This is a genomic window from Bradyrhizobium sp. USDA 3315, from assembly GCF_054056795.1.
In genome coordinates this window covers 2,410,908-2,434,865 of record NZ_JBSRYP010000001.1, presented here as the reverse complement: position 1 = coordinate 2,434,865, position 23,958 = coordinate 2,410,908, and the positions used below count along the sequence as shown (strand labels likewise).

The 23,958-nt window shown below is 62.5% G+C and carries 24 protein-coding genes; 11 read left to right on the top strand and 13 right to left on the bottom strand.

Going from position 1 to position 23,958, the window contains the following annotated elements:
• Positions 1 to 9: 9 nt before the first annotated feature.
• On the bottom strand, positions 10 to 957 hold the full coding sequence (locus tag ACVIYL_RS11175) for a DUF1186 domain-containing protein (RefSeq protein ID WP_456778543.1): 948 nt from the start codon (positions 955 to 957) through the stop codon (positions 10 to 12).
• Between the two features lie 211 nt (positions 958 to 1,168).
• On the opposite strand from ACVIYL_RS11175, the gene ACVIYL_RS11170 reads away from it, so the two are divergent.
• Both ACVIYL_RS11170 and ACVIYL_RS11165 read left to right on the top strand, forming a co-directional pair.
• Positions 1,169 to 2,917, top strand: a complete 1,749-nt coding sequence (locus ACVIYL_RS11170) for a flavin-containing monooxygenase (protein WP_456778542.1) — start codon at positions 1,169 to 1,171, stop codon at positions 2,915 to 2,917.
• A gap of 82 nt (positions 2,918 to 2,999) precedes the next feature.
• Positions 3,000 to 3,941 (top strand): metallophosphoesterase, encoded by a 942-nt coding sequence (locus tag ACVIYL_RS11165; protein ID WP_456778541.1) that lies wholly within the window; start codon positions 3,000 to 3,002, stop codon positions 3,939 to 3,941.
• Between the two features lie 136 nt (positions 3,942 to 4,077).
• Here ACVIYL_RS11165 and ACVIYL_RS11160 read toward each other — a convergent pair whose 3' ends face one another.
• On the bottom strand, positions 4,078 to 5,343 hold the full coding sequence (locus ACVIYL_RS11160; RefSeq protein ID WP_225643048.1) for a S1C family serine protease: 1,266 nt from the start codon (positions 5,341 to 5,343) through the stop codon (positions 4,078 to 4,080).
• Between the two features lie 466 nt (positions 5,344 to 5,809).
• On the opposite strand from ACVIYL_RS11160, the gene ACVIYL_RS11155 reads away from it, so the two are divergent.
• Positions 5,810 to 6,121: a hypothetical protein gene (locus ACVIYL_RS11155; RefSeq protein ID WP_456778540.1), complete on the top strand. Its 312-nt coding sequence runs from the start codon at positions 5,810 to 5,812 to the stop codon at positions 6,119 to 6,121.
• A gap of 1,219 nt (positions 6,122 to 7,340) precedes the next feature.
• Here the strand turns inward: ACVIYL_RS11155 and ACVIYL_RS11150 are convergent.
• Both ACVIYL_RS11150 and ACVIYL_RS11145 read right to left on the bottom strand, forming a co-directional pair.
• Entirely contained in the window at positions 7,341 to 7,586 is a 246-nt protein-coding gene (locus ACVIYL_RS11150; protein WP_456781808.1) for a hypothetical protein, read from the bottom strand.
• Between the two features lie 649 nt (positions 7,587 to 8,235).
• Entirely contained in the window at positions 8,236 to 9,249 is a 1,014-nt protein-coding gene (locus ACVIYL_RS11145; RefSeq protein WP_456778539.1) for a 1-aminocyclopropane-1-carboxylate deaminase, read from the bottom strand.
• Positions 9,250 to 9,410: 161 nt separating this feature from the next.
• On the opposite strand from ACVIYL_RS11145, the gene ACVIYL_RS11140 reads away from it, so the two are divergent.
• Together ACVIYL_RS11140 and ACVIYL_RS11135 are read left to right on the top strand one after the other, a co-directional pair.
• Entirely contained in the window at positions 9,411 to 9,875 is a 465-nt protein-coding gene (locus ACVIYL_RS11140) for an Lrp/AsnC family transcriptional regulator (RefSeq protein WP_057021181.1), read from the top strand.
• A gap of 171 nt (positions 9,876 to 10,046) precedes the next feature.
• Entirely contained in the window at positions 10,047 to 11,204 is a 1,158-nt protein-coding gene (locus ACVIYL_RS11135; protein WP_456778538.1) for an Ig-like domain-containing protein, read from the top strand.
• Between the two features lie 20 nt (positions 11,205 to 11,224).
• Here ACVIYL_RS11135 and ACVIYL_RS11130 read toward each other — a convergent pair whose 3' ends face one another.
• The gene (locus tag ACVIYL_RS11130) at positions 11,225 to 11,605 is read right to left on the bottom strand and encodes a c-type cytochrome (RefSeq protein ID WP_456778537.1); all 381 of its coding nucleotides are present in this window, start codon (positions 11,603 to 11,605) and stop codon (positions 11,225 to 11,227) included.
• Positions 11,606 to 11,758: 153 nt separating this feature from the next.
• Between ACVIYL_RS11130 and ACVIYL_RS11125 the strand changes: the two genes are divergently transcribed.
• Complete coding sequence (locus ACVIYL_RS11125; RefSeq protein ID WP_456778536.1) at positions 11,759 to 12,562, top strand: NAD-dependent protein deacetylase; 804 nt, start codon at positions 11,759 to 11,761, stop codon at positions 12,560 to 12,562.
• Positions 12,563 to 12,718: 156 nt separating this feature from the next.
• Here ACVIYL_RS11125 and ACVIYL_RS11120 read toward each other — a convergent pair whose 3' ends face one another.
• The 7 genes from ACVIYL_RS11120 to ACVIYL_RS11090 form a co-directional block, all read right to left on the bottom strand.
• The gene (locus ACVIYL_RS11120; RefSeq protein WP_057021179.1) at positions 12,719 to 13,015 is read right to left on the bottom strand and encodes a hypothetical protein; all 297 of its coding nucleotides are present in this window, start codon (positions 13,013 to 13,015) and stop codon (positions 12,719 to 12,721) included.
• Positions 13,012 to 13,290, bottom strand: coding sequence for a cell division topological specificity factor MinE (gene minE / locus ACVIYL_RS11115; protein WP_026192121.1), 279 nt, complete (start codon positions 13,288 to 13,290; stop codon positions 13,012 to 13,014). The genes ACVIYL_RS11120 and minE overlap by 4 nt, the downstream gene beginning before the upstream one ends.
• A complete protein-coding gene (gene minD, locus ACVIYL_RS11110) occupies positions 13,290 to 14,105 on the bottom strand; it encodes a septum site-determining protein MinD (protein WP_057021178.1) in 816 nt (271 codons plus the stop codon). Before minD ends, minE begins: the two co-directional genes overlap by 1 nt.
• Before the next feature lie 21 nt (positions 14,106 to 14,126).
• The gene (gene minC / locus ACVIYL_RS11105; protein WP_028335249.1) at positions 14,127 to 14,843 is read right to left on the bottom strand and encodes a septum site-determining protein MinC; all 717 of its coding nucleotides are present in this window, start codon (positions 14,841 to 14,843) and stop codon (positions 14,127 to 14,129) included.
• A gap of 179 nt (positions 14,844 to 15,022) precedes the next feature.
• Positions 15,023 to 15,364 (bottom strand): hypothetical protein, encoded by a 342-nt coding sequence (locus tag ACVIYL_RS11100; RefSeq protein ID WP_456778535.1) that lies wholly within the window; start codon positions 15,362 to 15,364, stop codon positions 15,023 to 15,025.
• A 221-nt stretch (positions 15,365 to 15,585) separates the two neighbouring features.
• Entirely contained in the window at positions 15,586 to 15,843 is a 258-nt protein-coding gene (locus ACVIYL_RS11095) for a hypothetical protein (protein WP_310881731.1), read from the bottom strand.
• Positions 15,844 to 15,887: 44 nt separating this feature from the next.
• Positions 15,888 to 16,172 (bottom strand): hypothetical protein, encoded by a 285-nt coding sequence (locus tag ACVIYL_RS11090; protein ID WP_456778534.1) that lies wholly within the window; start codon positions 16,170 to 16,172, stop codon positions 15,888 to 15,890.
• Positions 16,173 to 16,420: 248 nt separating this feature from the next.
• Here ACVIYL_RS11090 and ACVIYL_RS11085 point away from each other — a divergent pair, with 248 nt between their 5' ends.
• Together ACVIYL_RS11085 and ACVIYL_RS11080 are read left to right on the top strand one after the other, a co-directional pair.
• On the top strand, positions 16,421 to 16,657 hold the full coding sequence (locus ACVIYL_RS11085; protein ID WP_028335246.1) for a DUF6894 family protein: 237 nt from the start codon (positions 16,421 to 16,423) through the stop codon (positions 16,655 to 16,657).
• Between the two features lie 612 nt (positions 16,658 to 17,269).
• Positions 17,270 to 17,686 (top strand): hypothetical protein, encoded by a 417-nt coding sequence (locus tag ACVIYL_RS11080; protein WP_456778533.1) that lies wholly within the window; start codon positions 17,270 to 17,272, stop codon positions 17,684 to 17,686.
• A gap of 52 nt (positions 17,687 to 17,738) precedes the next feature.
• On the opposite strand, the gene ACVIYL_RS11075 is transcribed toward ACVIYL_RS11080, so the two are convergent.
• Entirely contained in the window at positions 17,739 to 18,395 is a 657-nt protein-coding gene (locus ACVIYL_RS11075) for a LuxR C-terminal-related transcriptional regulator (protein ID WP_225162391.1), read from the bottom strand.
• A gap of 461 nt (positions 18,396 to 18,856) precedes the next feature.
• On the opposite strand from ACVIYL_RS11075, the gene ACVIYL_RS11070 reads away from it, so the two are divergent.
• The 3 genes from ACVIYL_RS11070 to ACVIYL_RS11060 all read left to right on the top strand — a co-directional run bounded on the left by ACVIYL_RS11070 (position 18,857) and on the right by ACVIYL_RS11060 (position 23,781).
• On the top strand, positions 18,857 to 19,777 hold the full coding sequence (locus ACVIYL_RS11070; RefSeq protein WP_310881728.1) for a response regulator transcription factor: 921 nt from the start codon (positions 18,857 to 18,859) through the stop codon (positions 19,775 to 19,777).
• Positions 19,778 to 19,874: 97 nt separating this feature from the next.
• Complete coding sequence (gene galE / locus ACVIYL_RS11065; protein ID WP_456778532.1) at positions 19,875 to 20,885, top strand: UDP-glucose 4-epimerase GalE; 1,011 nt, start codon at positions 19,875 to 19,877, stop codon at positions 20,883 to 20,885.
• Positions 20,886 to 21,165: 280 nt separating this feature from the next.
• A complete protein-coding gene (locus tag ACVIYL_RS11060) occupies positions 21,166 to 23,781 on the top strand; it encodes an AMP-binding protein (RefSeq protein WP_456778531.1) in 2,616 nt (871 codons plus the stop codon).
• The last annotated feature ends 177 nt before the right edge of the window (positions 23,782 to 23,958 follow it).

The window sequence follows — 23,958 nt, the reverse complement described above, 5'->3', positions numbered from 1 at the left end:
AGCCGCAGCTCAACGCTGGTCAGCGAGACAGCATTTCTTGTATTTCTTGCCGCTGCCGCACGGGCATGGGTCGTTGCGCCCGACATGGCGCAAGGGATTCCTCACGGGTTCGGTGTGGCTCCACAATGTATCGAGATCGTCCCCAAAGGGGGCATCCAGATCGTCGAAGGTCTCGTTGTAGCCGTAGTCGGTCCCTTCCATTTCCTGGACCGCATCCTTGATATAGCCGAGGCCAACTTCCTCGAATCGTGCGATTTCCTCGGGTCGCTGCTCGGCATCGACGAGCATCTCGTCGAACTCGCGGCGTTCTGTCATCCAATCGGGTATACGCCCGTCATCGAAAGCGCGATACGCCAAGGGCGCCAGCTCGCGCAGCCCCAGGAGGGCAATTGCCTGCTGCCACGCGTACCAGGCATGGTTCTCGTCATCCGCCAGGTTTTGCTCGTGGAATGCTTTGAGCAGGCGCTGCATGCGCTCCCGCCCGATCATCCCATTCCATGTGAGGAAGGTGGCCGCGCCGAGAACCTGCTCGCGCGCAAATTGATCGACGGACTGATCCACGACCAGACTCAACAAGGCGTCGACATCCCCGTCAAAGACACCCGCAACAATGCGCGCCATGCTTTCGGTCAGGCAGTCACCCAACAGGTCATCAAGTTCGCTTTCGGGTCTGCGCAGCAGTCGCAGCAGGTCGCGGCAAACATCCGTGTCACGAGCTCCACCGAGGATGTAGACACCTCGGAACAGCAGCCTGGCCTCATCGTCGGACAGTTCCTCGCCGTTCCCTGCCCGGGCGACGATGGCGCGCAGCGCGGGGGCCGCTTCTTCCATTCTGATCAGGCACATTCCGACTGCGGCCGCAGGCAATTGTTTCTCGGTCGCGACGCCCTCAAGATAGTCTTCGATCGGCCCCAAATCGCCCCGCTCGAAGATAGCTTCTACTTCTTCCTTCTTCATGGGACCTCGATCTTTGCCGACAGATGAACGGTCACGACAGAACAACTACCCGATCACCGCTTATCCTCATCCTCTCCCAGAGACAGCATAGGAGCTATTCGCTGGACGGCAATACGCTTGCTTGCGGGCCACGCCGCCCTCGCCCTAATCTTTGCCCACCGCGTCCAACGAGGCGCGGACAAGACATAACGATATAGGGAAGAGACGGCCCATGGCTCAGGAGAGCACCGCGCGCAAAACTGTGCGCCCTGCCGAGACCGGAACGTTCGATGCCGTGGTGATCGGCGCCGGGTTCGCCGGCATGTACATGCTGCATCGGCTGCGCGGACTCGGCTTCACCGCGCGGGTCTATGAGGCCGGCGGCGGCGTCGGCGGCACCTGGTACTGGAATCGCTATCCCGGCGCGCGTTGCGACGTCGAGAGCCTGCAATATTCCTTCTCGTTCTCCGAGGAACTCGATCAGGACTGGAGCTGGTCGGAGAAATATTCTCCGCAGCCCGAAATTCTCGCTTACGCCAATCACGTCGCCGATCGCTTCGACCTGCGCGGCCAGATCGTGTTCGACACCCGCGTCACCGCGGCGACCTTCGACGAGCAGGCAGGCGCATGGCTGATCGAGACCGACCGCGGCGACAGGGTCACTGCAAAGTTCTGCATCATGGCGGTCGGCTGCCTGTCGGCGCCGAACCGGCCGGCTTTCCCAGGCATGGCGGATTTCCGCGGGCCGATCTATCACACCGGCGAATGGCCGCATGAGGGCGTCGACTTCACCGGCCTGCGCGTCGGCGTGATCGGCACCGGCTCATCGGCGATCCAGTCGATCCCGATCATCGCGCAGCAGGCCTCCGAGCTCACCGTGTTCCAGCGCACCGCGACCTGGTCGGTGCCGGCGTGGAACGAGCGGCTGTCGGCGGAATATCTGAGGGAAGCCAAGGCGCATTATCCGGAGCTGCGCGCCAAGGCCCGTGCGCGCCCGACCGGCTTCTATTTCCAGTTCAACGCCCAGCCCGCCTTGCAGGCGAGCGAGCGGGAGCGCGAGCAGCAATACGAAGAAGCGTGGCAGCGCGGCGGCCTGCCCTTCCTCGGCGCGTTCGGCGATCTCCTGTTCGAGAAGGCCGCCAACGACACCATCGCCGATTTCGCGCGCGAGAAGATCCGCGGCATCGTCAAGGATCCCGCGACGGCCGAGCTGCTGTGCCCGCGAAACGTGTTCGGCTGCAAGCGGCTCTGCGTCGACACCAATTACTTCGAGACCTACAATCTGCCGCATGTGAAACTGGTCGACGTGTCGACGACGCCGATCGATCGCTTCACGACGGAAGGCATTGTCGTCGACGGCACCGAATACAAGTTCGACGCGATCGTCTCCGCCACCGGCTTTGCCGCCATGACCGGCTCGTTCGACAAGATCGCGATCACCGGCCGCGGCGGGCAGACGCTGGCCGAGAAATGGCGCGCGGGCCCGCGTGCCTATCTCGGCCTTGCCTCCGAGGGCTTTCCGAACCTGTTCATGATCACCGGGCCCGGCAGCCCGTCGGTGCTCGCCAGCATGATCCAGGCGATCGAGCAGCATGTCGATTGGCTGGCGGATTGCATCAGTCATATGCGCGACATCGGCGCCGGCACGATCGAGGCGGTCCGCGACGACGAGGACGCCTGGGTCGCCCATGTCAACGACGTCTCCACGGTCTCGCTGCGCTCGACCTGCAGCTCGTGGTATGTCGGCGCCAACATCCCGGGCCGTCCCCGCGTGTTCATGCCCTATATCGGCGGCTTCCCGATCTATGTGCAGAAGTGCAATGAGGTGATGAACTCGGGTTACGACGGCTTCGTGCTGCAGGGTGGGCGCAACGGCAATGCACCGCCGCAGGTGCGCTTCACCGAGCGCTGGCAGGTACCGCTCGACATTGAGGTGATCTCGCCGGCCGCGGTTGCCGCGAAGCGGGTTCCCGTGGTCTGAGTGCCGGCGGTATCCCCGCCGGGATTGCGCATGATAGTGTCGCGCCAGTCCGCGCTTGGCATCGCGGAGCGCACGGGGGACGATGGCCGACACGGCATTGCAGGGACTGGTCGAGCGGATCGGCGCGGATCACGTCGTGCGCCGGCTTGGGATCGAGGCCGCGCATGAGAAGCAGCTGTTCGGCCAGGGCACGCTGCTGTTCAATGTCGAGAACTGGAAGCTGGCGCCGCGGATCATCGAGACTGCGCTCAAGGTGATCGGCCTCCACGGCCGCGCGCGGCGTAATGCCGATAGGGTCGAAGTGCGGCACAATCTGGTGACGTCGGCGCGCCTGCCGGCGGCCTTCGACGGCTTCGCCATGCTTCAGCTCAGCGATCTCCATGCCGACATCAGCCAACGCGCGATGCGGCATCTGATGGACATCGTGAGCGATATCGCCTGCGATATCTGCGTTCTCACGGGCGACTACCGCGGCAAGACGTATGGGCCGTTTGAAACGAGCCTCGCGTTGATGCGGGATCTGTGCGCGCGGATCAAACCGCCGCTCTACGGCATCCTCGGCAATCATGACAGCATCCGCATGACGCCGGCGCTGGAGGCGATGGGCATCAGGATGCTGTTCAATGAGCAGGAGCCGATCACGCGCGATGGCGCGACGATCCATCTCGCCGGCGTCGACGACGCGCATTTCTACCGCACCGACGACATCGCAAAGGCTGCCGCGGCGATCCCGCGCGACGCATTCTCGATCCTGCTGGCGCATACGCCGGAATCCTACCGCGCGGCAGCCGCGGCCGGCTTCGACCTGATGCTGAGCGGCCATACCCATGGCGGCCAGCTCTGCCTGCCCGGCGGCATCGCGATCAAGCTGGAGGCGCGGCTGCCGCGCCGGATGGGCAGCGGCGCCTGGCGGTTCGGTGAACTTGCCGGCTACACCTCGGCCGGCGCCGGCACCAGCCTCGCGCCGGTGCGGCTGAATTGCCCGGCCGAGATCACCGTGCATACGCTGCGGCGGCTCGGTTGAGCTCCGCCCGTACCTGGCAGGCGCCCATTGCCAAAATATCGAAAACAACCCCATGCAAAGGAGCCGGCGGCTGCCCGGACGCGCAGCCGCAGGTAAAATCGTATGGTCGACAGCGGAGAAAGCGGTAGCGGAGGTCTCAATTGCCCTTCTTCGCGTTCGCGCTCTGCTCGTTCACCGTGCAGGTGATCAGCAATGTGTAGCCGCGCGCATTCTTGGCAATCTCGGCGGTTTCCTTCTTCATCTCCTCGCGCCACTCGGCGGTCCGGTACGCCACCGCGCTGTTGTCGAGAAAGTCGCGCAGCGCGCCGGTCTTGATCGCGAAATTGATGTTCTCCGGGATGGTCCCCGTCGCCCGCGCCATCCTGACCGCGTCGAGTTTGGCAGCCACCACGCCGACCACCGCGCCGGTGAGGTCGAACAGCGGACCGCCGCTGTTGCCCGGCTGCACGGCGGCGCTGATCTGCAGATGACGGGTATCGTTGAGGATGCCGCTCAGCGAAGAGACAATGCCCGTGGTGACCGTGAAATCGGATGTCAGCAATCCGTGATAGGGATAACCGATCGCCACCACGCCGTTGCCGACCAGGATGGGGTTTTGCCTGAGGCTGACGACATCCTTGAACGGGGTCGGCGCCTGCAGCAACGCGAGATCATTGGTCTCGTCATCGGACACCAGGCGCAGCTTGACCGGCGCCTCGCCGCTCAGGTTGCCCGTGATCTCGCTGCAGCCGCCGACGACATGGTGATTGGTGACGACGTGGCCGCTGCTGCTGACCACAAAGCCGGTCCCCGTCCCCGATCTCGCCTGCTTCGCCGGCGGCGCGCTGGGTGCTGCCGCCTGCTGCGGCGGCGCCGCCGCAGGCTTTGTCGCGACCGCGAACTCGCCGGCATTGGAGACGCCGTTCTTCTTCACCGAGACGACGCAGTTGAGCAGTGCCGGCAGCAGCTGCGCGGTCTGATTGAGGTTGAACTGAAACAATTGTCCCTGCGCGAATGCCGTCATCTGGCGCGCCTTGCGGAACTGGTTGATCAGGCTGGAATTCACCGGCATCTCAACATTCACGAGCTGGGTGCCGAGCGGCATGCCGTAGACGTTGAACGCCGGCTGGCCGTCAAAGGTCAGCGCCAGCGGAAAGGCCTCGCCCGGCGTCAGACGCCAGCTGTCATGGGCAAAGCCGAGCCGCCAGCTGCCATTCTCGGCGATCGACACCATGAAGAAGATGCCGCTTTGATAGGTGGTGCCCGCCGAGCAATGGGTGAAGGCGCCATTCTTGTCGTTGGTGAAAGCACCGCCCTTCCAGTTGCCAACCGTGATCGAGCCGTAGGGACCGCGGGCGCTCGACGGAGTTGCAGACGCAAACAGCCACGCGGCCGCAACGACCGCCCAGATCGCAACTCTCATGACGCGCACTCCCCCAGCCACAACCCATCATAGGAGGCGGCGAAATTCATCCGCAAGTGATGCGCGGCTTGGTCTTTGGTCCTGCGGCCACGCAAGTCCGCCGCGGATGAGGCGATCGCCACATCCTCAGGTTACAGAACCTATGTTCCTATTATGTTCCTATGTCAACCGAGGTACTGGCCGTATTTAAGCCCCGTGTCCCAAGTTGAATCTTGGAGTGTCTTAATTCCGATTAAGCGAACGAAAACCGTAACTTGGCCGATGTTCTCGGCAAGACTACTGAGTCGCACGCCAGATGTTCTGGCTTTTGCAATCCGCCAAGTGTTCTCCCTCCACAGGGCAGAAGTGTTACCGGGGTTCTCCGTGGGTGAACGGAGTTCCAGCCTCCGCTACCGTCCCCCTTAGCATTCCGCATGGAATAAGCCCGCCATCGCAGGGTTGGAAGCTGAGGGAGGTCGAGCAAGCCATGGAAAGCGAAAGCGCGCCTTCAGGGCCGGGTGAAGCCGCATGGGAAGCGTGGACATTCGATGAGCCCGTCATCGTCGCGCTAGCCATTTGGGCCGCGCTATTGGTGGCCCACGTCATCGCGGCGTCGGTGTATTATTGGCGGGAGCGGCGCAGCCCGGAATGGTTGGCCGTTCTTGCGATCTTGGCCTACTGGCCAATCCTGGTGTCGATCATAGGTCTTGGCCTTGTTCTAAAATATCTGATCCGACCGCTGATCGGACAAGTAAAACTGTTCCGGCGAAAGTCCGATATCAAAGGCGTCGTTGAGTAAGGCCGCCTCAGTTGGCGGCCTCTCCGTTTTATGATCTCGATCCATCGGCGCAAGCTCGATTCAAATCGCTCGCGCACTTCTGCTTCCGAGTTAGCCGTCACGCCAAATGAGAGCGGCGCGTCCCTTCCTGTGGTTGCGATCCATTCTCCGCAAGCTCGCGGCTGAATCTCCGGCACAATCCCCTGCTTGGGGCTGAAACATAGGCAAATGCAGCCCCGGTCGAAGCGCCTTCTGATACGACACCATGACGTCGGAAGAGATGCGAGCGATGGCAGCGCAGTGTGATGATGTGGCCTTGAAGCTACTCGCTCCCGAGCGCGCCATTGTCCGGAACATCGCAGCCCAATCGCGTATGCTGGCACACCAATCCGAGATGGCGACGTAGAGAGTGGCGATCAATCAGGCCCTCCAGCGAAACTGTTCCCCGTGACGCCCTCAAGGAAACGGCCCCAGCGCGTTGGAACGAACGCTGAGGCCGCCTTGCCGCGCCGCTGAGAATAAGGCGGCCCCGGCACGTAGCTAGCGCCGGGGCCAGAGGGATTGTCATTCCCATGAGAACTCGACCCTGCGCCCAATAGGTCTGTTCCCGCATTTGCATAGGAAAGTCAGCATGCGTTTCATCGCAGATGCGATGCGGCACTCAAGCAAACGGCCCCAGCACTCGGGCAAGGAGGCTGAGGCCGAGGAGCGCCCGTGGGGTAGGGAAAGATTATGGACACCCCCGCGTGAGCTAGAACCTCGATGGTACGGAAGGGCATTTGCATATGTGAATGAGTGTCCTGATTTCCCCAAGCGAATGTCCTAACTGGGACAGCATCTCAACCGGGGTGCTGTCCGCATTTAGGCCCCGTGTCCCAAGTTGATTTTGGAAGTGTCCTGATTAGAAAACGGCCCCAGCGCCGGGAGAGCGCTAAGGCCAAGTTGACGTTTCCAATGAGCTACGGCAGTTCAGCCGATCAGAAGCCAGCCTAAGCTGATGATGAACGCGACGAGCGATATCCCCGCCAAGCCTATGAGGCTGAACTCGACGCCATCTAAATCGGTCCTGAACATAATGTTCAAAGCATTACACGTCGGATCGGCGGGCGCTTTAGCGTATGTCAGTCAGCGGCTGTGTCCAATTTCCAGATTCCACCGGGCATCAGATGTCCTAATTCCCCTGTACGAGTGCCCTAACCAGGACAGCACCTCAACCGGAGCATTGCCGCCAAGGCGGACGCTACTGCGGCTCCCCGACCGAGGAGCGCGCCGGCGGATTTGGATCGCTGAACCAGTACCAGGATGCGAGGGCATGGACGCCGACGCCGATCAGGAAGATGCCGGCGTAGAGCTCGACCGCATGATTCATCGCCAGCAGGCGGGCGTGCGGCGCGGCACCCTGGCCCTGGTAGGTCCAGACCCAATGTCCCACGGCGACGATGCCAATGCCGAGCGCGGCGATGGCTCGGCCGGCCGCATTCATCATCCTCACGCGATGGTCTCCCAACTCGCCCGGCCCAGTGAAATTACCGGGCGAAGCTGACGAGGACCTGACGTGGGAAATGGAACGTAGCCCGGATGGAGCCAACGGGTCGCGCGAACGCGTGCCCGACGACAGGCTCCGCGAAATCCGGGACTTTCTATCCGCGCTGCTGAAGCCTGCCGGACTACGCTTTGCTTCATCCGGGCTACGGACTTCTCTTCCCCTTCCCCCTGAAAGGGGGAAGGTCGGGATGGGGGTCAGCTACAGGCGACGCTGCAAGCGGAGAGAGCAGATCCCCACCCGCTTTGCTCTGCGAGCAAAGCGACCTCCCCTTTTCAAGGGGAGGTAAGAATGCATAGCCCGGATGCAGCCAACGGGTCGCGCGAACGCGCGCCCGATGGCTTCATCCGGGCTACGGACTTCTCTTCCCCTTCCCCCTGAAAGGGGGAAGGTCGGGATGGGGGTCAGCTACAGGCGACGCTGCAAGCGGAGAGAGCAGATCCCCACCCGCTTTGCTCTGCGAGCAAAGCGACCTCCCCTTTTCAAGGGGAGGTAAGAATGCATAGCCCGGATGCAGCCAACGGGTCGCGCGAACGCGCGCCCGATGGCTTCATCCGGGCTACGAAGCCACGAAATCAGAGGCCCGCTCGCCTCAGCCGTTCCTGAACGCGTAGGCGTAGCCGTTGAGCGCCGGCGCGCCGCCGAGATGGGCGTAGAGCACCTTCGATCCGGCCGGGAAATAGCCCTTCTGCACCAGATCGATCATGCCCTGCATCGACTTGCCCTCATAGACGGGGTCGGTGATCATGCCTTCCAGCCGCGCGCTGAGCCGGATCGCCTCCTTGGTCTCCTCCGACGGCACGCCGTAGGCGGGATAGGCGTAGTCCTCGATCAGCACGACATCATCCTCGACGATGTCGCGGCCGAGCTCGACGAGCTTTGCGGTGTTCTGCGCGATCGACAGCACCTGCGCCTTGGTCTGCGCGGGCGTGAACGAACCGTCGATGCCGATCACGTTGCGCGCGCGCCCATCGGCGGCGAAGCCGACCAGCATGCCGGCATGGGTCGAGCCGGTCACCGTGCAGACGATGATGTAGTCGAACTTGACGCCGAGCTGGCGCTCCTGCGCGCGCACCTCCTCGGCGAAGCCGACATAGCCGAGCCCGCCAAATTTGTGCACGGAGGCGCCGGCCGGAATCGCGTAGGGCTTGCCGCCCGCGGCCTTGACCTCCTCGATCGCCTGCTCCCAGCTCTTGCGGATGCCGATGTCGAAGCCTTCGTCGACCAGCCGCACATCGGCGCCCATCACGCGCGAAAGCAGGATGTTGCCGACGCGATCATAGACCGCGTCCTCATGCGGCACCCAGCTTTCCTGCACCAGCCGGCACTTCATGCCGATCTTGGCCGCGACGGCCGCGACCATGCGGGTGTGGTTCGACTGCACGCCGCCGATCGAGACCAGCGTGTCGGCATTGGAGGCGATCGCATCGGGGATGATGTATTCAAGCTTGCGCAGCTTGTTGCCGCCGAAGGCGAGCCCGGAATTACAATCCTCGCGCTTGGCATAGAGCTCGACCTTGCCGCCGAGATGCTTTGACAGCCGATCGAGCTTCTCGATGGCAGTCGGCCCGAATGTGAGTGGATAGCGCGCGAACTTCTCCAGCATGCTGGTGTCCTCTTTGGTGGTCTGAAACGGCGGCCACAGCTATCACCCCTGGCGCGAAAGGTGCTCTCTAACTCAGCTCGCGCAATTGCCGAAGATTGCCAGATCTGGCCTCGATGTTATATTTTCTCTCATGAAATCGACCAATAGTGAGAGATTCTTCCATGTCCGCCCGACTCGACCGCATCGACCTCAAGATGTTGAGATTGCTGCAAAAGAACGGCCGGCTCAGCAATGCCGAGCTGGCCGATCAGGTCGGCGTCAGCCCCGCCACCTGCCATCGCCGAACGCAGGCGCTGTTCGACGAGGGGTATCTCAGCGGCGTCCGCGCCATGGTGGCGCCGCGCAAGCTCGGCAAGGGCACGCTGGTCATGGTCGGCGTCGTGCTCGACCGCTCGACGCCGGAAAGCTTTGCGAGCTTCGAGCAGGCGGTGGCGAAGCTCAAATGCGTGCTCGACTGCCACCTCGTCGCCGGCGATTTCGACTACTTCCTCAAGATCCGCGCCGGCGACGTCGACGACTTCAAGCGCATCCATGGCGATCAGCTGATCGCGCTGCCCGGCGTGCGGCAGACCCGCACCTTCTTCGTCATGAAGGAGGTGGTGGACAATGCGGCGCTGGAGTTCTGAACCTGACGTGATCCCGCCGCGAGCCGGCAGATCGGCCGGCTTGCCCGAGAGAAGTAATCCCTTCATCCGACTTGATGGCCGGCGCAAACCGGCGCAGTCTCTCACTAAATCCCCGCGGGGGGCGGGGGTCGCGCGCGGATGCGCGGGGGACATCATCCGCGGATGACAATCATGAACGCCACGGCGATCCGACTGGTCATTCCGTTGCTGGCACTTGCCGCCGGCGGCACGGCGGCGCTCGTCTTCGGCATCCGCCAAACCCAGCAAATCCTGGGCGGGAGCACGCCTTTGACGGCGACGGCACCATCCGCGCCAGCGGCTCCGGCGCGAGACCAAAACAAGACCGCGCGGGCAAAGGCGCAAACCGAGACCGCGGCCTTGGCCGACGTGCTGGCGGGACCGGCGCCGGCACCAGGCGGCGACGCGGTGCCGGAGTTCGACGTCGTCAACATCGAGCCGACCGGCGAGACCGTTGTTGCCGGCCGGGCGCTACCGGGCACGACGGTGGAACTGCTGCGCAATGGCGAGGTGCACGATCGCGTCGTGGCGGACAAGTCCGGCCAGTTCGTCATGGTCCCGCGCCCGCTTCCGCCGGGAAACTATGACCTGACCCTGCGCATGACACGCGACGGCAAGCAGGTGACCTCCAAACAAAGCGTGGCGGTGGCGCTAGAGGCTGCGACGCGGGAGCGGCCGATGGTGGCGCTGATGGCACCGGACAAACCGGTCCGCGTGCTGTCGCAACCTGCGGCCACGGCGCCGGCGGCTGGGAAAGTGGCCATCGAGGCCGTCGAGACCGAACCGGACAGCAAGCTCCATGTGAGCGGTCAGGCAGCTCCCGGCGCGACCGTCAGGCTCTATCTCAACGGCAGTTTGATCACGTCCGCGACGGCCGACGAGGCGGGGCACCTCTCGGTCACGATCAACAAGGGCGTGACGGCCGGCAACTATCAGGTGCGGCTTGACGACGTCGACCCCACTTCCGGCAAGGTCCGCGCGCGTGCCGAGGTGCCATTCAACGTTCCGGACACGATGACGACCGCATCGATCCCGGCATCGCCAACCTCGTCCGGCCGTGCGGATATCGCCAAACCGCAGCTCGCCGCGGCGGCAACCGCCACCGCATCCGATGTGAAGTCCGCCTCCGCTGTGATCGTGCCGAAGATCACCACGACCACCGTCGCCCGCGGCGACAGCCTGTGGCGGATCAGCCAGCGCGCATTCGGCGCCGGACAGCGCTACGCCGTGATCTATCGGGCCAATTCGCAGCAGATCCGCAATCCCAATTTGATCTATCCCGGCCAGGTCTTCGTCGTGCCGGCAAAGTGAGACCGGCCTACCGCCAACGGTCACTTGCCGGGGGATTTCAGGAACGCCACGATCCTGGCGCGATCCTCCGCCGAGCGCACGCCGGTATACGGCTTCATGCCGTTGCCCGACACCACGGCCTCGGGATCTTCGATGAAGCGCAGCAGCGTGCTCTCATCCCAGACGATGTCGGATGATTTCATCGCCTCCGAATAAGGAAAGTTCGCAACCGATCCGGCTTTGCGGCCGACGACATTGTGCAGGTTCGGGCCAACGCGGTTGTCACCGTCCTTGACCGTATGGCAGGTGCGGCAGGAATTGTTGAACGCCTGCTCGCCGGACACGCCCGCATCCTGACCATGGGACGGCGACAGCGCCAGCGACATCAGCCCGCAAACGACGACGATGAATCCCGGCCGCATCGATCACTCCGTCGGCAATTGCGCCAGGCAGACAGGCGCGCGCAGCACCACGCCTCGGGTGCCATGCCGTCAACGCAGAGGCGGCGTGAAAGGTCCGCTCGCGGCAGGCCCCACATCTGGCGCAGGTGCGTGCGCCGCACTAGATGTGCTGCCATGCCACACCCCGCCCTCGAGGATTTCGTCGCCGGCCACCAGCGCCTGTTTGTCCTGACCGGAGCCGGCTGCAGCACCAATTCCGGCATTCCTGATTATCGCGACAGCGACGGCAACTGGAAGCGGACGCGCCCGGTCACCATCCAGGCGTTCTTGGGCGAGGCGGCGACGCGGCAGCGCTACTGGGCGCGCAGCATGGTGGGCTGGCGGCGGTTCGGCCGCGCCGCGCCGAACGGCGCGCATCGCGCACTGGCCAAGCTCGAACAGCAAGGGCGCTGCGAGCTGCTGCTGACCCAGAATGTCGACCGCCTGCACCAGGCCGCCGGCAGCCAGCGGGTGATCGACCTGCACGGCCGGCTCGACGTGGTGCGCTGCCTCGGCTGCGGCGCGACGATGCCGCGCGAACAATTCCAGCACGAGCTCGCGCAACGAAACCCCGCCTGGCTCACGCTCGATGCCGCCGACGCACCCGACGGCGACGCCGATCTCGATCTGGATTTCTCGTCGTTCGTGGTGCCGGCCTGCGAGGCCTGCGGCGGCGTGCTGAAACCCGACGTGGTGTTCTTCGGCGAGAACGTGCCGCGCGATACGGTCGCGTCGGCGCAGGCGCATCTCGAGCAGGCCGACGCCGTGCTGGTGGTCGGCTCCTCGCTGATGGTCTATTCCGGCTTTCGCTTCGTCCGGATGGCAGAGCAGCGCGGCCTGCCGATTGCCGCCGTCAATCTCGGCCGCACCCGCGCCGACGAGCTGCTCACGCTCAAGATCGAGGATAGTTGCGAGAGCGCGCTGGCGTTCTTGCTGTAGGTCGCTGCTCTCTCCACGTCATTGCGAGGAGCGATAGCGACGAAGCAATCCATCGAGCCGCCTATGCGGAAAAATGGATTGCTTCGCGGAGCCTGTCATCCGGCGGCGCCTTGCGCCGACCGGGTGGCTCGCAATGACGACGGGAGAATTATCGCACTACGCGCGGTGGCGCGGCGCCTTGGCCATCGGCATGTTGGCGTTCCAGTGCGTCCAGCTGACGCTGGCGAGGCTGCCGAGGTCCGTCGCCAGTGGGCGACGGGTCCGGCGCTCGTACTCCGCGATGCAGCGGCCCGACTCGCCGATCTTGCGCTGCAATTCGTCGATCGTCATCTGCGTCGCGCGGCCGCAATTGGCCTTGCCGAGCTGATCGGCCTCGATCGCCCTCAACGCCGCCCGCAGCTTCTTGAGCTGCGCGCGCTGCCAGGCAATGTGACTATCGCTGTCTGCCGTCATGTGGCCGCCACCATCTTCGATCGTTGCACGCCATTGGGAACCTCGATGTCGACCTCGAGCATCGAGACGAACTTGCCACGGTCCATCCGGACCACGACCTTGTCGGGGTCGACGTCGATATGCTTGGAAACCACGCTCAGGATTTCCGAGCGAAGTGTCTCCAGGAGATCTGGCGCGCCGGTCCGGCCACGCTCATGCGAAAGCAGGATCTGCAACCGCTCCCGCGCGACGGGCGCCGATGCGGCGCGGCCGCCGAACAGCCGCATTACGTTCATCATGCCGCCCTCCGTCGCAGTAGCCGATCCATCAACCCCTTGCGTTGAACCGGCACGGTCATCTCCACCGCCTCGCCCATCAGGCGGCGTACCGCGTCGGTATAGGCCCGCGCCGGCGCGCTGCTTGCTGCGTTCAGCGTGACCGGACAGCCGACATTGGAAGCGCGCAGCACGTCCTGGCTTTCCGGGACGATGCCGAGCAAGGGGGTCGCAAGGATCTCCAGGATATCGTCGATCGAGAGCATCTCGCCGCGCGCCGCGCGGCCGGCATCATAGCGGGTGACCAGAAGATGCTTCTCGACGCGCTCGCCGCGCTCGGCGCGGACCGTCTTGGAATCGAGCATGCCGATGATGCGGTCGGAGTCGCGAACCGACGACACTTCCGGATTGGTGACGATGACGGCCTCGTCGGCGTAGCGCATCGCGAGCGTCGCGCCGCGCTCGATGCCGGCCGGGCTGTCGCACAGGATCCAATCGAACTTGGTCTTGAGGTCGGCGATCACGTGCTTGACGCCCTCTTCGCTCAGCGCGTCCTTGTCGCGGGTCTGCGACGCCGGCAGCAGCCAGAGATTCTCCAGCCGCTTGTCGCGGATCAGCGCCTGCGGCAGCTTGGCGACGCCCTGCACCACGTTGATGAGGTCGAACACCACCCGACGCTCCGCGCCCATCACCAGATCGAGGTTGCGCAGGCCGACGTCGAAATCGATGACGACGACGTTCTGACCCATTTGCGCGAGCGCCGCGCCGAGCGCGGCGGTTGAGGTCGTCTTGCCGACGCCCCCCTTTCCAGACGTCACGACCAAAACCTTGGCCATTCTCTCTCTCCTTGTGGTCGGTCAGTTCAATGGTGTGATGCGCAGCATTTCGCCCTCGAGCCACGCCTGGGCGGGCCGGTTGCGCAAGCTGTCGGCGATTTCTTCCGCAGTCTGGTAGTAGCCGTCGATCGCGAGCAGCTCGGCCTCGATCCTCTGGCAGAAGATGCGGGCCGCCGAATTGCCGTTGATGCCGGCCATCGCGCGGCCGCGCAGCGTGCCATAGACATGGATCGAGCCGCCGGCGACGATCTCGGCGCCGGAGCCGACCGAGCCGAGCACGGTGACGTCGCCCTCGGCAAACACGATCGACTGGCCGGAACGGACCGGGCTCTCCAGCAGCAGCGACGGCAACTTGGTCTTGTCCTTGTCCTTGTTTTTTTCCTGCACCTGCGGCTTCTGCGGCTCGACATGGGTGATCGCGCAGGCCCTGCCGCCGGTCAGAAGCGGCGGCATGTTGGCGCCGAGCTTCGATTCGTCGACGCCCTCGATGCCGAGGATGCGGATGTTGCGCTCGCCGAGGCTGCCGATCAGATGCGCGATCGCGGTCTGGCTGAGATCGACCGCCGAGAGGTCGAGCACGATGGGCTTTCCGGTGAAGAAGCCCGGCGACTTCGCCAGCGTCGCGTCGATCTCGGCCAGCCAGGACACGACAGGCACGACCGGCGAGAAAACGAACGCAACGTAGGAACGGCCGCGCATGCGGACCTGCTGACGTGCGACCTGTTGAGTTGCGTCCATCGCCCCTGACTCGGTTGTCTTGTCGAATGGTTAACAATCGGACCGCATGGTTAATCAAAGGTTAACGCGGCCAGGGTTTTCACCGATTTGGACAGCGCTCGCCCCGGGGCCTCGAAACGCGCTTTGGCGTTCGAACAGGTGCGGAATTGGGGGAGATGCGGCCGCGTTTTTGAGCTGGATCAATTTTCGTCGCGCCAGACGGGGTTATCATTCCGCGAGCGTTTGCAGACGACGTCATGACCCACTCCAGCTGGATTGAGATCCTGCGGTGCCCGAAATGCCGACGCACGGGCCACGCCGAGCTTTCCGAGGTCGCCCCGCTTCGCAACCGAATTGTTCGGGTCTCGGAGGAATTCGAAGTTCGCGCCGACGAGCGCGGCGACGATTTCCAGTGCCGGGCCTGCAAGCTGCCAGCCCTGCCATGACAGCGGATGCCTTGGCGCGCATCTGCCGATCACGCCGAAAATCATCGTTGTAGCTATTCCGCCTTGATATTCGCCGACTTGACGATCGGCCACCATTTCTCGACCTCGGCGACTGCCCCAGGTCGATCACCCGGACGAGGTCGACGCCGCAATCAAACTCCACCTGCGGGAGTTCGCGCCAACGGCGTGAGGCGCCACTTGGCGGCGGCGAGCGGCGCGAGCTTGCGTCGGACGCAGCTGAGCGCGCGATGTATTTGCTCTACGCCCGCCGAAGACCCGCGACGTCGTCGCGGGCCTTCCGGGAACGGCTATGCCGATCAGTGGACCGAGCGGTCGGTGCGGGCAGCGGCCCGCGCGGTCGTCATCTTGTTGCGGGGCGTCAGAACGCTGAGCTGATGCGGCGTCGCCGATGTGGTCGCAACAGGCGCCTGCTCGCGGGCGTTGGCGGCGCCAATCACGCCGGCCTGCACCGCCGAGATCGGCAGGCCCGCAGCCTCATAGGTCGGAAGTTCCGCAGCGGACGCGGCGGTTGCGATCGCGAGAGCGGCAAGGGTGGAGAGGGAAATCTTGATCACGGAAGGCTCCTCAATGGCACGTGAGAAGCAGAGTTAGTCAGCTATTATTGCAATGCAATATCAATATTGCCGCACCGCACAAATAATTGATCGCCGACGCGCTTGGCGAGTACCGGGGCCGTCGCGAAATACTGCTTGCCGGCTTCGGGTGTCAGGTATTGCCGCACGCTTCCCTGACCTTCCGAGAGATCTCGGCGCGCCCGGTGGTCCGCAGCCGTTTCCCGCTGGTCGGCCGCCTGCCTCAGCTTCTGTAACGGCGTGATTGTATTCGCGGTGACGAGCGGCGTTCTCTGCTTGCCGCCGGCCGCTTGCCATAGTCTCGAAATCACGGTGACCGAATCGCTGGCTCATTGCCGACAAGCCCGCACGAATTCGGCTGGTCTCCTCTGTCGACCCGATGCGTCGCTCGACCTTCCGAACCGATGATGGTGCAGGTCCACGTCGGGGTACCCAACAATGATGATCCGCCCTCCTAGAATAGCGGCTTGCCGTCCGCCTCACCGTGGTGCGATGACACCACTTTGATGCGTCGAGCTCGTCGCAGTCGTCGGAATGTTCGCCTCATCCGGAGACACCAATGCCGCGGTATTTTTTTCATATCCACGGCGGCCATTCAGTGCTCGATGATGTCGGCCTGGATCTTCCCGACATTTTCGCCGCACGGACGACGGCGATTGAACTGAGCGGCGAGATACTCAAGCACGACGTGACGGAGCCATTCTTGCGTCATCTTCGCTGGCATGTCGAAATCAGCGACAGCCCCGAGCCGGGCGGCCAGTCACTGTTCGTCCTTCAGTTTTCCATTGCGGCATGAATCGCAGCGCTCGCTTGCGGCGCCTCGTGGCCATCTTAAAACTTCGCGATCGAGCGAAGCGTGCAAGCTTGATGTCCAGGAGGAGTACTCTGAAAGCCCCGGAGACACGCTGAGCGAAAGCTGCAATTCCCGTCCATTGTGGACGGACCAATCGCCGGCTTGCTTTGGCTCGCAGAAACCAATCACGACTCCACAATGGAGAAGAAGCTTTCTGCCGATCAGCTTTCAGATATCACCGCCTGGTGTCTCGAATTTGTATTCGCGCCTAGACCTGACCTCGGAGGTCCCGCATGACAGCAAGGCACATCTGGTACGTCTCCTTCATTGATCAACGCGATGCTCCGCCCGACAGGCACGCACGAAGGACTGCGACATTCGTATCCGAACAGGATGCGAAGCAGTTCACAAGGAAACTGGCGGAGGACCAGCGCATCGAGAGACTTTCAGCTGGAACGATCAACCCGTACCGGCCCAAACGAGTCATCGGATCCAGAGACATTGGCCAGTGGCTTGGCAAAACCTAGCCCGCCATGGTGATCGGCAGTTGAGCTTGACCCCATCGTGCAACGACGATCCATCTTTAAAACGGCCACGCCTGAAGAGTAGTTGCGAATGCGAATGATGAAACCAGGTTACTGCGCTCTTGCTGAACCACAAGGGATGACGCAAACCGTATTCCGATGCTTGGCCTGGGGTTTGATCCTAGGCCTCTTCATCGTCACCGATACACCGCTGGCATTCCGTCCGCACACGTTGATATCGGCGAACATCGATCGTTTTGCAGCTCTGTTCATTGTCGGGGTCGCCTTTTCGCTCGCCTATCCGAAGCACGTGCTGCCAATCCTGCTCGTCCTTCTCGCTATAGTCGTCGGCTTCGAACTCATCCAAAGACTGCTCCCCGACAGACATGGATACGTAAAGGACATGTTCGTCAAAGGCGCCGGCTGTTGTGCAGGCGTTTTCATCGCAACTGCCTTGAGACGCTCGTTTTCCGTAATCTCCAGGCGGACAGACAGCCCGTTGGCCTAGCGGGGATGATCATCGCGCATGAAGCTCGATGAAAAACGCCGGTCCGTCGCCGCTATTCGACGGATGGAGACCCGGTCGGCCCGGAATATGAGACGGCAAGCGTAGCAAGGACGGTCCTGTTACTGATCTCGAGCTTGCGGAAGATGTGGTGCAGATGAACCTTGATGGTACCGTCGGCCACCTTCAGACGGCGGCCAATCTCCTTGTTCGACAAGCCCTCCGACACCAAACGCATGATCTGACGCTCGCGGTCCGTCAGCACCGCAAGATATTTCTCCGGGATCGTCGTTTGCGCATAAGGGATGGCTTCTTCGTACGAGGGCGGAGGCAATGTCTTCTGGCCGTCGGCGACTTGCCGCAACGTCTGCAAGAGCGTTTCGGGCTCCTCCTCGCTCAGAAGAACACCGCAAGCTCCCGCTGCTGCGAGCATGGCGAGATCGCGATCCTCAACCGAGGCGGCAAGAAACACGAGCCGCACACCAAGCGCCCCGGAGTTTGCGACCTCGAGCATGGCCTGCCCAGAAATGTCAGGCATCGACATGTCCAAAATGGCGATGTCGGGCGCGAGGCTCTGTATTGCCTTGAAGCAGCTCGCAATATCATTGCAGCGAGCAACAACTTTGAAATCACGCTCTGCTTCGAGCAAGCAGTTCAGACCCAATAAAACGACTGGATATCTACTGGCAATGACTACACGACTGAAATGCATTTCCGATCAACCCTCAGTCCCCCTCAGTTCAGATCGGCGCCCATGTCATTAATAAGTTACTCCAATATGAGACATTTCAGTAAGGTTTTGTTGTCGCTTGGTCCCGTGAATCTACCGCCTGGAGCGCGCCGACAAACATGATTCCACAACGCGTAATCGCGGCGACGATCCAACACACCCTCAGCGCGTACCTGTCGACCAGGACCGAGAGACCACCCTCGTCAGTTTGGCGGCCCCAAATGCCTATAACCAACGGTATATAGGGATATTGGGGATTAGCATCTAACATTCTTAAATATTTTGAGAGTGGGTTAAGCGCTTTTCGTCCCAGGTTTGTTCTATCGACCGAATCTGAGGAAGCTTGTTTTTACGTCGTTCTTTTCAGCTGGGCGGGCCACCAAAAATGAACCGGGTTCAACCCTTCAACCGCTTGTATCATTGTAGCGTCCGGGAGAGTTTCCATGAGACGACGATATCCTTTTGCCATTGCACTGGTTGGTGAAAATAGTCTTCGCAAAGAAGGCCTTGCAAGAATTCTAAATTCGGAGAATTTCGTCCTAACCTCGATATACGACGCCGATGATTGGCCCAGCGACGAGGCGCTTCAGAAAGCCCCCGCCAGTCCGGCATTGTTCCTCATAGTTCATAGTGGCGATGATTTTCGCCCGACAGTCGAGCAAATCGACTCGTTCAAGCGCCGTCACGCGGATGCACGTGTCGCAGTTGTAGCGGATCACTTTCATCTGAATGATCTGGTTGCCGCATTCCGAGCCGGCGCCACCGGATATTTCATCGACGTGATGAACTGCGACGCGTTCATCAAGTCCATCGAACTCGTCATGATGGGTGGGACGGTATTCCCGCCGGCATTCTTGGAGTCCGCTCTCGAGACCGAGAAACGCGAGGTGGACGATGCTCCTGTACCCAACGATGACGATCATGCCGTCGCAACGGCAGATGACACGCTGGCTCAGCAACTATCGCCGCGCGAAGTTTCAATTGTGCAGTGCCTGATTGAAGGCGATTCCAACAAGTGCATTGCGCGCAAGATCAAGATTGCCGAAGCCACGGTGAAGGTTCACATCAAGGCGATCCTTCGCAAGATCCGGGTTCAAAACAGAACGCAGGCAGCAATCTGGGGATTGAACCATCGATCTGCGGCTTGGTCGAGAAACAGCAGTTCGGCGCATCAGATCGTTGACGTGACCGAGCGGCTCCTCCCACCTGGCCGGGAAATTCCCAAGATTGCGAGAGCGGGCCGGCCGGCACCACTTGGCGCGATCGACCATGCGGAGAACTACTTCGAAGTCTCCCTCGCCAACGGCCATACCCGCAAGGACATGAGCTCAAAGGTCGACGGAGCGATCCGACTGCGGAAATAGCCGAGACTCGTCCGGTCTGGCGCATCGGCATCACCGCGCGGGATGATTTCCCGCGCGCGGCGAGCATTGACCACGCAGACGCGAAACGGAAGCGGAAATGATCTTGTTGACCGGCGGTGCCGGCTATATCGGATCCCACATCGCTGTCGCGCTACTCGACGCCGGGCTCGACGTCGTCGCGGTGGACAATCTTTCCAACAGCAACAGCGCCTCCCTCGAACGGATACGTGCCATCTGCGGGCGATCGGTCATTTTCCGGCATGCCGATATCCGCAATGAAGAGGCGATCTACCAGATCCTGCGCGCCCACGACGTGACGGCGGTCATTCATCTCGCCGGCCTCAAGGCGGTAGGCGAGTCCAGCGCTCAACCCATCACCTATTACGACAACAACGTCGTGGGAACGATGCGGCTCGTGTCGGCCATGACGCGAGCATCCGTCAAGACGCTGGTCTTCAGTTCATCCGCAACCGTTTACGGGACACCCGCGTACCTGCCGCTGGACGAGAAGCATCCTGTCGCACCGATCAATCCGTACGGCCGCACAAAATACTTCATCGAAGAAATCCTGAGGGATCTTCATCGGTCCGACAAGGATTGGCGGATTGCCATCTTGCGCTACTTCAATCCGGTTGGCGCCCACGAAAGCGGACTGATCGGAGAAGATCCCCTGGATGTGCCGAACAATCTGCTGCCGATCGTGGCACAAGTGGCGATCGGACGACGTCCGACGGTGCATGTTTGGGGAAACGACTATGATACGCCTGATGGCACCGGGATCCGTGACTACATTCACGTTGTCGATCTTGCATCCGGACATCTGAGCGCGCTGCGCCAACTGAGACAGCCCGGCCTTCTGACGGTCAATCTCGGAACAGGAAGCGGCAGTAGCGTCATGGACGTGATCCGGACATTCAAGGAAGTGAGTGGCCGACCAATTCCGCATGTGATCGACCAACGCAGGGTCGGTGACGTCGCAATCTGCTATGCCGATCCAACTCTCGCGAAGAACCTGTTGGGCTGGACATCAACGCGATCGCTGACGCAGATGTGTGCCGACCATTGGCATTTTCAGATGAAGAACCCGAATGGCTATCGCGGCGCGTAGTCGGCGAGAGCCATCTGCGTCTTTGAGAATTTCTCTCTTGTTCGAGGCCTGCTCAATCCCGCGCAAGCCAGACGACTGCTCTCATCGGCAAGCTCAAGTCGCGCCGCTGCCTGGTTACGCCACCACTCACCAATGGTCGCGATCGGCAGGATGGCAGGATGACGCACCGACTATTGGCTAATCCCTAATTGCTGCCATCACTTGCTGTACAGCAAGGCATCTTCGGGAGCGGCGCGTTATGGTTGTGCGAGCCGACTTACGTTGTTCAAGGTAGGACGGAATGCTTCTGGACAACGAGACGCCTGCCGCCACCATGTGTTCCGAGAGCGTCTGCGCGCGCGACCGTGGGGAGTCGGAAGCCCGACTCACGATAGGCCAGGTCATCGGTCGAACTGCCAGTCGATTTCCGAACCAGCCGGCGATCGTCTCGAGCGCTTTCGAGCCTCTGACATACAACGGTCTTGAACGCCAGTTGAACGCAATCCGCCGGCGGCTGCGCCTGGCCGGCTTCGATTGCAATACCCGGATCGGGGTCTTGATGCCGAGCGGCCCGGAGGCGGTTCTCGCCATCGTGGCAGTCGCCTGCTGTACCGTCGCGGTGCCCCTCGACCCACGCCTCTCACAGCCTGAAATCGAGCAGCGTCTCGACATGCTGAACTTGAGCGCCCTCGTTGTGCTGCAGGGCAGTGCCCCTGAAGCTCGCCAGGCCGCAGCCCGCAGAACGCTTGCCATCATAGAAGCCGCTCCGGTCGGACAGGGCCAGCTTGGGCTCGAGATCGCCGTGCAAGTTGCCGGCTCCCCTGCCATCGACGCCGAGCCGGATCCGCGCTCCCCCGCCTTCATTCTGCAGACGTCGGGCACGACCGCGCAGCCGAAGCTCATTCCGTTCAGCCATGACAATATGCTGGCGGCGGCCGAACGCCTTCAGGCCTGGTTCGGCCTCACGTCCCGGGACCGATGCCTGAGCGTGTCGCCCCCCTACTATTCCCATGGACTCAAAGTGACGGTCTTCACGCCGTTGCTGACCGGAGGCAGCATTGCGATCCCGGCGAACAGTGCCGTCGTCGCACTCGATGAGTGGTTCGATGTCTTGCGGCCGACCTGGTACTCGGCAGGCCCGACGCTTCACACCACGGTGCTGGACAAGGCACAAAGCCTCGAGAATGCACAGCCGGCGCACACCCTGCGGTTCGCGATGTCGGGCGGCGCGCCGCTCGCGAGGGCCGTGCAGGACGGCCTGCAACACGCTCTCGGCGTGCCGGTGCTCGAGCATTACGGCTCCAGCGAGGCGGCCCAGATCGCCGCCAACCAACTGCCGCCCGGTCCGAACAGGCCGGGCACCTGCGGAAGACCCTGGCCCGATACCGTGGCCATCGTTGGTGAGGATGGACATCCCCTGGCAGCCGGCGAGCGCGGAGAGATCTTGATTCGTGGACCGACCGTGACGTCGGGCTATCTCGATGCGCCGGAACTCAATCAAGCCGCTTTCACGAAGGGTTGGTTTCGCACCGGCGATATCGGCAGCCTCGACGAAGACGGCTTCCTTTCGCTGCACGGCCGCCTGAGCGAGCTGATCAATCGCGGTGGTGAGAAGGTTTCTCCCGCCGAGATCGAAGCCGCGCTATTGCGACATTCGGCGATCGCCGAAGCTGCAGCCTTCGCGATCTCGCATCCGCGCCTGGGCGAGGACGTCGCAGTCGCCATCGTCCCTCATCGCGGCGCGCAGGCGAGCGCTGCGGAGCTTCGCCTGTTCCTGCAACGCGAGCTGGCCTCGTTCAAGATTCCGAGACGCATTCTGACGCTCGACCATCTGCCGAAGGGGGTGACGGGAAAGGTTCAGCGGCGACGTCTGCGCGAGCTGGTCGACCGGCCACGGGGGCACCAGGCGACGATGCCGGCGCCCGTCGCGAACGGGCCGTTGAATTTGGAAGCCGAGTTGCTGACCCTCTGGCGCAGGCTGCTCAAGAACGAGGCCGTGACCGTTGACGATGATTTCTTTGCCTGCGGCGGAGACTCCCTTCTCTCGATGGAGATGCTGATCGAGGTCGAGCGGCTCGTCGGCTATCCCGTGCCGGAAACCATCATGTTCGGGGCAGAAACCGTCCGGCAATTTGCCGCAAGGGTTTCCGCACCGACGGACACGTGGACGACGCCGTTCTTCCAGCCGCATGCGCCCGGTACGCGGTCTCCGCTGTACTTTTTCAACGGCGACCTTGTCAGCGGCCACGCGAGTGTGCGGCGGGTGGTAGAGCTTCTGGGGCCGGATTATCCGATCATCTCGATCAATCCCCACGGTCTTCATGGCGAGCCGATTCCGGTCTCGATCGAGGCGATGGCCGCCGACCGCCTGCCGCTCATCCTGGCAAGGCAAGCGAGCGGTCCCTTTCTTCTGGGCGGCAAGTGCAATGGCGCCATGGTGGCGTTCGAAGTGGCCCGCCAGCTGATGGCTGCCGGCCACACGATTGATTTGGTTACGATGGTGGACCCGCCGACCGTCAGTGCCCGTCCAATGCCACGGGCGATCCTGGGGCTGCTGAAGCCGCTGGTTTCGCCTTATCTCTTGCGTTGGACCTTCGAGCAAATGGTGAGACTGGAGCGATACCTGAAGCTTCCGGCGAACGAACAGCCTGCGACCGCCAAGGTCGAAATCCCAACGGCGTTGTGGGACGCTCATTCAATCGCAATGGCGCGGTATTGTCCGGCGCCGCTCGAGATCCCGGTGGCCTTTTACGCGGCCGACCACGATGGCCGAGCGTGGCGGCATCTCAGCTCTCAACTGGAATTGATACAGGTGCCTGGCGGACATCCTGGCTGCCTGTTGATCGGTGCGGAACTGCTCGTGGATCACCTGCGGCGGAGATTTGAAAAACTCGCCTCTGGATCGAGCGCCACGTGAGAAATCGGACCTCAGCCATGACACGCCCCGATGAGCGGGCGGAGGATCGCGGCCGTCGGACGCCGAAGGCCGGAGCGCGCCGCACCCGCCTCGAACCCGGCCGATCACAGCTTCACCTCGGCACAGTTGCTGCGCTGGCACAAGCAGCTACCGTGGGTAATCAGAAAGGGTCCGCAC

What these genes read in the sequence shown, in the direction of transcription:
- minC (WP_028335249.1), bottom strand. Translation starts at nt 14,843, where the DNA reads ATGGACGCAACTCAACAGGTCGCACGTCAGCAGGTCCGCATGCGCGGC.
- minE (WP_026192121.1), bottom strand. Translation starts at nt 13,290, where the DNA reads ATGAACGTAATGCGGCTGTTCGGCGGCCGCGCCGCATCGGCGCCCGTC.
- ACVIYL_RS11150 (WP_456781808.1), bottom strand. Translation starts at nt 7,586, where the DNA reads ATGATGAATGCGGCCGGCCGAGCCATCGCCGCGCTCGGCATTGGCATC.
- ACVIYL_RS11120 (WP_057021179.1), bottom strand. Translation starts at nt 13,015, where the DNA reads ATGACGGCAGACAGCGATAGTCACATTGCCTGGCAGCGCGCGCAGCTC.
- ACVIYL_RS11075 (WP_225162391.1), bottom strand. Translation starts at nt 18,395, where the DNA reads ATGCATTTCAGTCGTGTAGTCATTGCCAGTAGATATCCAGTCGTTTTA.
- ACVIYL_RS11175 (WP_456778543.1), bottom strand. Translation starts at nt 957, where the DNA reads ATGAAGAAGGAAGAAGTAGAAGCTATCTTCGAGCGGGGCGATTTGGGG.
- ACVIYL_RS11170 (WP_456778542.1), top strand. Translation starts at nt 1,169, where the DNA reads ATGGCTCAGGAGAGCACCGCGCGCAAAACTGTGCGCCCTGCCGAGACC.
- ACVIYL_RS11155 (WP_456778540.1), top strand. Translation starts at nt 5,810, where the DNA reads ATGGAAAGCGAAAGCGCGCCTTCAGGGCCGGGTGAAGCCGCATGGGAA.
- ACVIYL_RS11135 (WP_456778538.1), top strand. Translation starts at nt 10,047, where the DNA reads ATGAACGCCACGGCGATCCGACTGGTCATTCCGTTGCTGGCACTTGCC.
- ACVIYL_RS11125 (WP_456778536.1), top strand. Translation starts at nt 11,759, where the DNA reads ATGCCACACCCCGCCCTCGAGGATTTCGTCGCCGGCCACCAGCGCCTG.
- ACVIYL_RS11085 (WP_028335246.1), top strand. Translation starts at nt 16,421, where the DNA reads ATGCCGCGGTATTTTTTTCATATCCACGGCGGCCATTCAGTGCTCGAT.
- ACVIYL_RS11140 (WP_057021181.1), top strand. Translation starts at nt 9,411, where the DNA reads ATGTCCGCCCGACTCGACCGCATCGACCTCAAGATGTTGAGATTGCTG.
- ACVIYL_RS11070 (WP_310881728.1), top strand. Translation starts at nt 18,857, where the DNA reads ATGAGACGACGATATCCTTTTGCCATTGCACTGGTTGGTGAAAATAGT.
- ACVIYL_RS11160 (WP_225643048.1), bottom strand. Translation starts at nt 5,343, where the DNA reads ATGAGAGTTGCGATCTGGGCGGTCGTTGCGGCCGCGTGGCTGTTTGCG.
- ACVIYL_RS11145 (WP_456778539.1), bottom strand. Translation starts at nt 9,249, where the DNA reads ATGCTGGAGAAGTTCGCGCGCTATCCACTCACATTCGGGCCGACTGCC.
- ACVIYL_RS11080 (WP_456778533.1), top strand. Translation starts at nt 17,270, where the DNA reads ATGCGAATGATGAAACCAGGTTACTGCGCTCTTGCTGAACCACAAGGG.
- galE (WP_456778532.1), top strand. Translation starts at nt 19,875, where the DNA reads ATGATCTTGTTGACCGGCGGTGCCGGCTATATCGGATCCCACATCGCT.
- ACVIYL_RS11060 (WP_456778531.1), top strand. Translation starts at nt 21,166, where the DNA reads ATGCTTCTGGACAACGAGACGCCTGCCGCCACCATGTGTTCCGAGAGC.
- ACVIYL_RS11165 (WP_456778541.1), top strand. Translation starts at nt 3,000, where the DNA reads ATGGCCGACACGGCATTGCAGGGACTGGTCGAGCGGATCGGCGCGGAT.
- ACVIYL_RS11100 (WP_456778535.1), bottom strand. Translation starts at nt 15,364, where the DNA reads ATGGTGGCCGATCGTCAAGTCGGCGAATATCAAGGCGGAATAGCTACA.
- minD (WP_057021178.1), bottom strand. Translation starts at nt 14,105, where the DNA reads ATGGCCAAGGTTTTGGTCGTGACGTCTGGAAAGGGGGGCGTCGGCAAG.
- ACVIYL_RS11130 (WP_456778537.1), bottom strand. Translation starts at nt 11,605, where the DNA reads ATGCGGCCGGGATTCATCGTCGTCGTTTGCGGGCTGATGTCGCTGGCG.